Annotated in this window: 7 protein-coding genes and 1 pseudogene; 7 read left to right on the top strand and 1 reads right to left on the bottom strand. The window is 35.7% G+C overall.

Features of this window, described 5'->3' with window-relative positions; all coding sequences use genetic code 11:
* The 7 genes and pseudogenes from ABD909_RS01240 to ABD909_RS01210 form a co-directional block, all read left to right on the top strand.
* On the top strand, positions 1-799 hold a 799-nt coding region (locus tag ABD909_RS01240; protein WP_345096148.1), incomplete at its 5' end, for an HNH/ENDO VII family nuclease.
* 21 nt (positions 800-820) lie between these two features.
* Positions 821-1,294, top strand: coding sequence for an SMI1/KNR4 family protein (locus ABD909_RS01235; protein ID WP_345096147.1), 474 nt, complete (start codon positions 821-823; stop codon positions 1,292-1,294).
* Complete coding sequence (locus ABD909_RS01230; protein ID WP_345096146.1) at positions 1,291-1,878, top strand: SMI1/KNR4 family protein; 588 nt, start codon at positions 1,291-1,293, stop codon at positions 1,876-1,878. The genes ABD909_RS01235 and ABD909_RS01230 overlap by 4 nt, the downstream gene beginning before the upstream one ends.
* Positions 1,879-2,142: 264 nt before the next feature.
* Positions 2,143-2,535, top strand: a complete 393-nt coding sequence (locus tag ABD909_RS01225; protein WP_345096145.1) for an HNH/ENDO VII family nuclease — start codon at positions 2,143-2,145, stop codon at positions 2,533-2,535.
* Between the two features lie 62 nt (positions 2,536-2,597).
* Positions 2,598-3,167: an SMI1/KNR4 family protein gene (locus ABD909_RS01220; protein WP_345096144.1), complete on the top strand. Its 570-nt coding sequence runs from the start codon at positions 2,598-2,600 to the stop codon at positions 3,165-3,167.
* Positions 3,168-3,274: 107 nt separating this feature from the next.
* Positions 3,275-3,769 (top strand): SMI1/KNR4 family protein, encoded by a 495-nt coding sequence (locus ABD909_RS01215; RefSeq protein WP_345096143.1) that lies wholly within the window; start codon positions 3,275-3,277, stop codon positions 3,767-3,769.
* 88 nt (positions 3,770-3,857) lie between these two features.
* Positions 3,858-6,399: pseudogene (locus tag ABD909_RS01210) on the top strand (DUF6990 domain-containing protein).
* 637 nt (positions 6,400-7,036) lie between these two features.
* On the opposite strand, the gene ABD909_RS01205 reads toward ABD909_RS01210, so the two are convergent.
* Positions 7,037-10,134, bottom strand: a 3,098-nt coding sequence (locus ABD909_RS01205; RefSeq protein ID WP_345096142.1) for a type ISP restriction/modification enzyme, incomplete at its 5' end; no start/stop codon positions are given.

The raw sequence follows: 10,134 nt of genomic DNA, 5'->3' as shown, positions 1-10,134 counted from the left end.
TGCCGGTGGATCCTTTAAAGCTGGTGTTGAACTCGGAAAATTATTGACTGAAGTCGCATCCCTGTTTGCTGGAGGTGCTGGAATAGCCAAAGGAGGTGCAAAGCTTGTTGGCAAGCTTACCGAAAAAACTCTTGCAAAATTAGTAGCTAAGGCTGAAAAAACGGCTATAAAAGCAGAAAAGGAAATTGCTCAATCGCTAGAAAAAATGAGCGATGAAGCTGTTGCAGTTCATGAGCAAACAGGAAACAAAGCTTCTCAGGCAATTGAAGAAGTCAGAAATAAAATAAAAGATATTTATCCAGAAAAAGACATTGCTCAATCAACGGAAAAAATCAGAGATGAAATTGCTAAAACTCAATATTTTACACAAGGAGAACATTTATGGTCAGACAGAAAATCCACTGTTTTTGAGTTTGAAATACCTCACAAAGGAGAAATAATTACTCAAAAATATGAAGTTTATAAGAGTGAAAAGCTGTTTAATCCTTACCGAATTGTTACTTGGATAGAAAAAGGGAAAGAAGTAGAAGGTACAAATATTGAAAAAATGACAGCAGGAAGAGCGCCCATAGGATTTGATGATAAATCCATTGAATTCCATCACATATTGCAAACACATGATGGCCCTCTAGCAATGGTGACAAACGAGTTTCATAAAAAATATCATCGTATCCTTCATAATAGGCCTAAGGAAATGGGATCAGATATTGATAGAGATTTGTTTAAAAAGTTGAGAGAAGAACTTTGGATGTTATGTGCTGAATGTTATAAACCGAAAGATACAAAAATTAAAAAATAACAATTTATAGGAGAACAAATTATGAAAACTTACACCTTAGCTGATGTTGCAGAGTTGATTGGGAAATATAGTGATATTGTTGATTTTGGCACTGCAGAGGATGCGGTTAGTGATGAAAGGATTGAAGAAGCTGAGAAAATTCTTGGTGTAAAGTTTACAACTTCTTATAAAGACTTTTTAAAAAATTATAAAGGAGGAGAAATTGGAGGTGATGAAATATTTAGTATTTATAACGCAAGTTTTGATAAGTGTCCTGCTGGTGATATTGTTTTCTATCATTTGACGGATATAAAAAATGGTTTCGCAAAACCAAATCAGCTTGCCGTGAATAGAACTGATTTTGGTGAAACATTTTATTTTGATTACTCTCAATTTCGGGATGGTGAATGCCCACTCTATGTCGAAATTCCATCTGGAGAGTCACATTATTATGCAAGTAATTTTTATGAATTTCTCTGCAAAAGAATTAAAGAGCACGCAGGTGAGGATTCATGAAAACTTACACTTTAGCTGATGTTGAACAATTAATTGATAAAGTAAATAAATATGATGATGATATTATCAATTTGGGTAGTGAAGATGATGAAGATAATGAAACAGATGATTTACAGATTGAAAAGGCAGAGAAAGCTTTGGGTTTGAAATTCACATCCTCTTACAAAGTTTTTTTAAAGAAATATGGAGGAGGAGAAATTGGTGGTGATGAAATTTTTAGCATTTATGGAGATTGTGTGGGCATTCCTGCTGGTGATATTGTTTACCGAAACTTACTCAATAGAAAAAAAGGCTTCGTGACACCAGAACAGCTTTTCGTGAGCAGAACAGATTTTGGTGAAACCTTTTATTTTGATTATACGCAGTTTCGGGATGGTGAATGTCCACTCTATGTCATGCTTCCATCTGAAGATTGCGAATATTACGCGAGTAATTTTTATGAATTCCTTTGTAAAAGAATTAAAGAAAGCGTGGGAGCTGAGATACCTGATGGTGATCAACCGATTGAAAAGATTGACCCCCCTCTCACTCCGCAACCTATCCCTTTTTACAAGCGCTTTTGGAAAAAGTTATGGGGAAGGTGACAAAAGGAGGTGAGAAAATATGTAACGTTTATAAGGGATATACAGCAGATATTCCGAGTAGTGGTATTGTTTACGATCACTTAATTCGCTTCCAAGAAAAATCTTGCAGAACTTGCCGCTCAGGGAGATCTTGAAAAACTTGCAGCGAAAAAAGAACTAACCAGAGAAGCTGCTAAAGAAAAAAAGAATTGGTTAAAAGGAAAACCCACTAAATTTACCGATAGCAAATTTGGTCAGACCAACAAAGTCTATCAGAGAGACGATTTGTTTGATCCTAACAAAAGAGTTAAATGGACAGTAAACAAAAAAGATGTATGGGGCACCAATGTTGAGAGAATGGAAGCAGGAAGAGCTCCTATAGGATATGATGGTCAACCTGTTGAGTTGCATCACTTAAAGCAAACCCCTGATGGCCCCTTAGCAGAAACGAGTAAGGAATTTCATAACCAATATAGTTCTGTGATTCATAATAATCCTCAAAAACATCAATCGCTTATAGAGAGAGACAAGTTTAATAAGTGGAGAGAAGAATATTGGAAGGAACGTGCTAAAGGCTATAGAGAACAAAAAAACAGTAATTTAGGAGGAATAATCGATATGAAATGGGGTATTATAGGTCTAGATTTTAACAGATGGGGACAGGAGTATCAGCAGTAATTCTCTACGGTTGATGAAAAGAAAAAACAGAGACTTATAAAATAATTGATGGAGAATAATTGATGAAAAGCTATACCTTAGATGATGTTATAGTATTAGTTAATAAATATAATGGTGATATTATCAATTTTGGTACTGAAGATGATGCAGTTGATGATCTTGTGATTAAAAAGGCGGAGGAAACTCTCGGTTTACAATTCACATCTTCTTACAAGAGTTTTTTAAAACATTGTAAAGGCGGGGATATTGGTGGTGATGAAATTTATAGCCTTTATGAGCATCCTATAGGTGTTTCTGTTAATGACATTGTTTTTCAAAACTTAAATGATAGAAAACGTGGTTTTGTGACACCAGAACAGCTTGCTGTTAGTAGAACAGATTTTGGTGAAACCTTTTATTTTGATTATACGCAGTTTCGGGATGGTGAATGCCCACTCTATGTCATGCTTCCATCTGAAGATCGCGAATATTACGCAAGTAATTTTTATGAATTTCTTTGTAAAAGAATTAAAGAAAGCGTAGGAGCTGAGATACCTGATGGTGATCAACCGATTGAAAAGCCTGAGAACACTCCCACTCCGCAACCTATCCCTTTTTACAAGCGCTTTTGGAAAAAATTATGGGGGAGGTGACATGGGTGATGAAAAATCTCTTATCTTTCTAGCGATCCTCAGTATTACATAAGCAATTTTTGTGAGTTTCTCTGTAAAAGAATTAAAGAACCACTAGGGGAAAATTCATGAAAACCTATACTTTAGCTGATGTTGCAGTATTAGTTGATAAAGTAAATAAATATGATGCTGATATTATCACTTTTGGTAGTGAAGATGATGAAGAGAATGAAACGGATGATCTACAGATTGAAAAGGCGGAGAAAACTCTCGGCTTACAATTCACATCATCTTACAAAGTTTTTTTAAAAAAATATGGAGGAGGAGAAATTGGTTATGAGGAAATTTTTAGCATTTATGGAGACGGTGGGGAAGGTATTCCTGCTGGTGATATTGTTTACCGGAACTTACTCGATAGAAAAGATGGTTTTGCTACACCAGAACAGCTTGTTGTGAGTAGAACAGATTTTGGTGAGACATTTTATTTTGATTATTCTCAGTTTCGGGATGGTAAGTGTCCGCTTTACGTCGAGATTCCATCTGGAGAGTCACATCATTATGCAAGCAATTTTTATGAATTTCTCTGCAAAAGAATTAAGGAGCATGCAGGCGAAGATTCATGAAAACCTATATTTTTTAGATGATATGGTAGAATTAGGTGATAAGTGAAACATTATGCAAACCAAAGACGTAACAGAAGTTTAAAAAAGGCTGGGTTGGGAGCCTTATCGTGATGAAGTAGGAGATACTTTTGCGCATTATCATCTTCCTGATCGCATTATTGGTATCAGCTATGATGTAAAAAATTATGGAGAAAGTGGCAAAGAGTTTCGGTTATCAGCTGATCTCACCACCGCTGCCTATTGCCTTGCTAGAGAATATTCTAGAGGTGAAAAATCACAGCGTAAATATGAAGATACGCTGTTTTATGCGAAGGAGAATTTTAATGTTAAAGCTCCAGATCTTTCTGAAAGCCATATTGAGGAAGCTCTAAATAAAGTAATTGTTTGGGCGCAAGCACAAGATATTGAACAAAAGTTGTGCGAGGAAGCGGCTAATCATTCTGCCGCTGCAAGTGCTCTTCTTGGCGATATGGAAGCTTTAAGGTCTGATGAGCCTACCCCCAAATTATCTGTTCCAGAATTTGCTGATTATAAAACAATGACGTCGGATGATCGCCTTCTTTTCTTTGCGCAAGCTTATAAAAATGGGGAGTTAGACGATATTCTAACGCGCAAAAAGCCCAAACAGCGCTCGATAAGTCTTACAGCAGCAATGCGCATTTTTAAAACCCAAGGATGGTCTGCCACAGAACCTGGAAAAATGTTTCTGTCTTTGCCAGATCGTTTTATTGGATTTGATTTTGGCTTTATACGCCTCCATGACAATTACAATGTCCGTCTTGAAGCTGAGATCTCTAATGAAGAGATTTCTGTAGCGTGCAAATATATTCATTATAGTGGGGAGTATCGGTGCATATCACCTACAAATATTTATAATTCTTTTAATACGATTGGGGGGGGGATTTTTAGCGGTTCTGGTAAAGAGATTGATATTTGTGTAGAGACATTGAATGAGCAAGAGTTGACAAAAATCTCTGAGCGGGTGATACAGTGGGCACGTGCCCAAGATTTACAAGCATCAATAGAAATCAAAACACGTGTTCAAAAGTATAGCTATTATCCAGCTGTGATTTGGCATTTGGCTTGTTTAGCATTGACGGGTCAAATTGATATCCTAAAATCTTACCAAGATTCTATCGTTGAAGGTAAGCTGCCTGAAAATTTACAAGATCTTGATGAAGAATTAAAAGACTATATTGATCACGCCGTTGAATTTGCTGAAAAACATCTGAAAATCCTTCATGAGCGAGAGGCAGCAGAAGCACATCTTGGTCCACAAGCTTTGATTACTTTCAATAAAGTTGCTGAGCAATTAAAAGAAATAGGTTGGACAGTTTATCGTGATAAAAACTATGATCGCAATGCTTATTTTATAAGTAAAGACCGTATCATTAATATAGTGTACAGCCTTCAAAGTGATGAAAAAGAGCCGATTTTTGCATTTAAGGCTTCCCTTTCAACACTTGGCTTTTGCTCTGCTCATCGAGAGATTTTCTATAATATGCCGCAATATATAGCCCTCAAAGAAGCAGAAGAAGTTTATACAGTTTCTAGTACTGATTTGGATGAAGGCAAGCTGAAACAGATTTGTACAGATATACTTGTGTGGGCTGAGCAGCAAAATGTCAATCAAATCATTTATGATTATGTCGCTTTTCCCCCAGACAGTGAGCTTGATCTTGTGGCGCGTCACCTTATTGCACTTGTTTTGATTGGAGATGTTGAAAAGCTCAAATCTTACAAGGAGAGTTTTAGAAAGGGAAATCCTTTAGGCTTTGTGGAAGAAATCTCAAAATATAGAGTTGATAATCTCCTCACTCTTGCACGGGGTTATCGAACCGGTTTTCCAAAAAACGCTCCGATTTTAAGCTTGGATCCATAAACAACACCTATCGCTTCTAAAACAGCATTTGTTGAGGCAATAGAGGAGATAGAGGGAACGGATGATAAAGATGCTCCATTGACTATGGAAAGTGCCACAGCCCTTTTAAAAAGCCTAGGCTGGTCAACCGAGAAAATCGATGAGAATGACCATGTGGCAAGCTATCAATTGGCTGATCGTGAAGTAGACATTCTTTATAACGATGAAATTGCTAAAGATTGTCCACAATTTGATAGCGCCTTTTTGATTAGCACGGGTATTCTTTCCGCAGCTTGCAAATTCATTGACCCTACACACACGGAAGATATCCCAGATATCCAGCTTAATTTTGAGGCTAAAGGGTTAGAAATCTTTGAACCAGAAGTCACTGCAGATCGTTTAACACAGGCGCTTGATAATGCGCTAGAATGGGCGGTAACAGCCATTGATCTTTCTGAAAGACTTCGCTGTGATTAGGAAGAGCTCCTTGGGAAAAGGTGCAAAGTCTAAAACAGACAATACGGATTATGCTTTACTTCATATCGGTGCCCTTGCTTTATTAGGCAATGTTGAGACTTTGCAGTTTTATTATCAAAGTTTTAGTGCAGGAGATCATTTAGGCTTTGATGAAAGTATCCAGCAGCTTCATCTTGAACGGGCTATCGCTTTAGCCAAGGGAGTAGCAAAATCAAAGCAACTGAGCTACGCTTTGATTGAACATATAACAAAAGATTTTTCCAATCACTCAGAGCTTTCTAGCGAGGAATAACCTCGCTCTTGGAAAGAGAAAATAGCCAAGTTTATCGTAAAAAAGAGAAGAAATATCGAAAAAATCTCTCAAGATTCCTATCTTATGATTTTAGAGAAGATTAAAGCACTTTTTATGAAAAGCATATGATCCTTTAAAGCCTTTCAAAAGACAGTTGTAATCATAAGCAATGCTATCAAGACTATTATAGTTATGAGTTTTGAGGATTCTTTTTACACCCTTTTATATATTTTTTTCAATCAAAAATAAAAGTTATTATATTTCAATGTGTTAATGTTTTGCAAATCTTCAAAAAACAACCTATATTAACATTATAACCTGTAAATCAACTCCTAATATATGTTTTGAAGGTATTTTGAGGGTGTTAGGAACCCTCAAAACCTATAAGCAAAATGAAGATACAAAACTCTCTTTAAACAGAGCTTTTGAAAAGGATAAGGCTATCATTTGAGATTACGGTATAACCTCTTAAAGGCAATCCAAATTACAGTGTTTAAAAGTGCAAATCCCTTTTTAGAAAAACGCATATAAACACTCCTTTTAAGATTGCATCTAAGCAACTTACAAAAGAGGTATAGCTATATTCTATACCCCTTATGAGATTAGTATGCCCATTATGTGAGCATGCTTTATAAGCTTATTCAGTTTCTTTAATTTCTAATTTTGGTAGGATCTTAACGATTTTCATTGTTTCTAAACTTACGGTAATAACCCTTTGAAACAATTCTAGAGGGTAGGCAGGGTTACCAACGGTTTCAACAGCATAACGATTAGCATCATTAACAATACCACTCTTTTTATCAGTCTTAACACATTGACGCCCCATAACCCATTCAAGAGCAGGCTTGCCATTCACGATATACTCATAAGCTTCAAGAGGGATATCTGTCATCGTGATATTGCTGTTGTAAATAACAGTCGATTTATCCTTTTCCTTACTATTTCCAGCAAATTTCATTTCAGTTACGTAATAAAACTTTTCGGGATTAGGAATATCAATCTGTTTTGGATTGCCTTTTTTAAAGGTTACTGGATAAGGTTCCACATCTTCATAATTCACGTGTAAATGACCTAATTCACGTCCTGCTGTAACAAATTTCCAAAAATCATCAGCATTCTTTACACAAGGGATACGAGGCAATTCTTTAGAGAGGTTATCAGCATAACGAGTACGATAATCTTCCGAATGAAGTATACCATAAATGTAATAAAAAATATCTTCTTTTGTTATAGTCTCATTCGGATAAGCAGCTTTAAAATGTTCTAATCCTGCATCTGTAATACCATCACGAACTTTCTTTTTTGTTTCTGTAGCAAACAAACTATAATCATGATGTTTTTCCTCTTCACAATAAAGCATAAGTGGGTAGCATTTTGTTGTATCTAATGTGTGATAATTGATTGGTTTGTCAGTCATGAGACAGGAAAAATGAGATAGACTCCCCTTACCTGAAATACAGATTCCAAGATTATACGGAATATCTGAATTAAAAAATTGATGTGTTTGTCCAAGTATTTCATTAAGAAATGGTGATGTATAATGCCATATTGTCATAAACGGACGATAAAGAACTTGAGCTTTTAAATGAGGTTCAAATTTTGCATCTATCTCTTGCTTCAGTTTAGAGCGAAGCCCCCTAGACCATCCAATCTTTGTAGCATCATAATCAATAATTTCTTTTACAGATATAGACGGATTCTTGGAGATAAGTCGTTTTTGTATATTAAAATATGTAATTGTTTTTTGAATAGATTCATTTAATGCATCATTCGAAAAATTATAAACCCAAGCATCTCTGTTTGATTGTACACCAAGTGATATTTCTTCAAAAATTTTAGAATCTATAGGAGTACTTCTATCCCCCATAGTCATAAACTGATCAAAGTCTACTTTTCTTTGTTTTATCCAATCATGTTTTTCATTAGGTATGATTTCAATAAATTGTTTGGATTGTATTATTCCCTTTATGCTTTTTAATTTACGCAATCGTTTTAATTTTTTCTTTGTAGGAAGATCATCACCAATATCATGATAGTAAATTTTACACGGTTGTTGTGTATTTGGATTACGTACAAAAAGAGTTATAGCTATTCCACTTTGACTTCCAGAACCAAAAACATTTCCTCCTTCTTTTGATTGTTCTTTTGATTTTATATTTTTTCGAATATCACCACGAAGATTAATGATATAAATAGCAGAATACTCACTTTGTAAGCATCTCCGCATACCATCCGCAAATATTTTATCTATCCATCCATTTCCAGAAACATAGGCTACAACGCTGCCTTTAGAACTTAAGCGATTACTTGCCCACCTAATCGCTTGAATATAACTGTTATAAAGTTCTTTACGATTTGTTCCGACATTCAATCCAGATGCATATGTATTTCGAATGCTATCGTTAAGTGTATCATAAGATACGTTTGGATTATTATCATTGGCACTTTTTTGCCCTGTTGAATAAGGGGGATTACCAACAATAACTTGGATATCTGCTTCCTGCTGTTTTTTACAACGTTCCGAATTCTCAAACATATAGCGTGTGAAGAAATCTTTCTCCTCCAGCATCAGAAACGTATCAGTTAAACAAATTCCTTCAAAGGGAATATAGTCTCCTTTCATAAGGCTATGATAGGTTGATTCAATGTTAATCGCTGCTATGTAATAAGCCAGTAAAACAATTTCATTGGCTTTTATTTCATTTCGGAATTTATATTCCATATCCTCTGGTTTTATGAGATTTGATTGTAAAAGTCGTGTAATAAAGGTCCCAGTTCCAGTAAAAGGGTCTAGAATAGAGACGCCTCGAGAACTTAAGCTTTGTCCAAACTCTTGTTCTAAGACATCATTGACGGAATGTAAGATAAAATCAACTATTTCAATGGGTGTATAAACAATTCCAAGCTTATCTGTTGTCTTTTTGAATGCCTTGGTAAAAAAATCTTCGTAAAGTTTAATAATGAGATTCTGTTTTGCGTGCGTTGCAATGATACCCTCTGTATCCTCCTTTACACTTTGATAAAATTTTTCAAGATCTTTGGCTTCTTCTTTGATATTCATTTTATCAAGTTCAGCTAAGATCTTTTCCATCGATTGTGAGATAGCATTTTTACTCACAAACTCATTGCCATCAAACAAGGATTCAAAAATAGGACGTGTCACAAGGTGTTGCGCCAACATCTCAAGTGCATCTTCTTGCTCGATACTGTCATTTAAACCGTTCTTTAATTCCTTATGAAACTTATCAAAGGCGTGAAAAGCTTCACTCTTTTTATCAGCGAGTATGCTTTTAAGACGGATAATATGATTTTGTGCAATTGCCGCTACATTACCCGCCCAATTTCCCCATTGATTAGGCTCTCCACATTTTCTGACAATGATTGGCTTAATAGCACGCGATAATTCATCAATATAAAACTCGAATTCCTCTTGTCCTCCACCCTTATGAGAACTTTCATTTGCTACTGCACCAATATGGAGCCCAGCACTTTCAGATTTTGCATGGAAGGATAGTTCGTCAACAACTGCGGTCATTGCTTGTAAAGCAGGGTCAAAAGTTACCCCTACAATCTCAAATAGATGACGAACATCTTGGTCTAGCTCTAAGGCTTTCATTTTGTTTTTAAAGTGATCATCATGAGCACGCAAAGCATTGAGAACTTGCCAGATGACATCATACTTTTTATTGTTTGCTAAAGCTTGCTGTGGTGGAATATTAAAGGGAATACCAACAG

This window comes from Bartonella acomydis (assembly GCF_039543025.1).
Taxonomy (GTDB): Bacteria; Pseudomonadota; Alphaproteobacteria; order Rhizobiales; family Rhizobiaceae; genus Bartonella; species Bartonella acomydis.
This window is presented reverse-complemented; position numbering and strand designations above follow the sequence as displayed.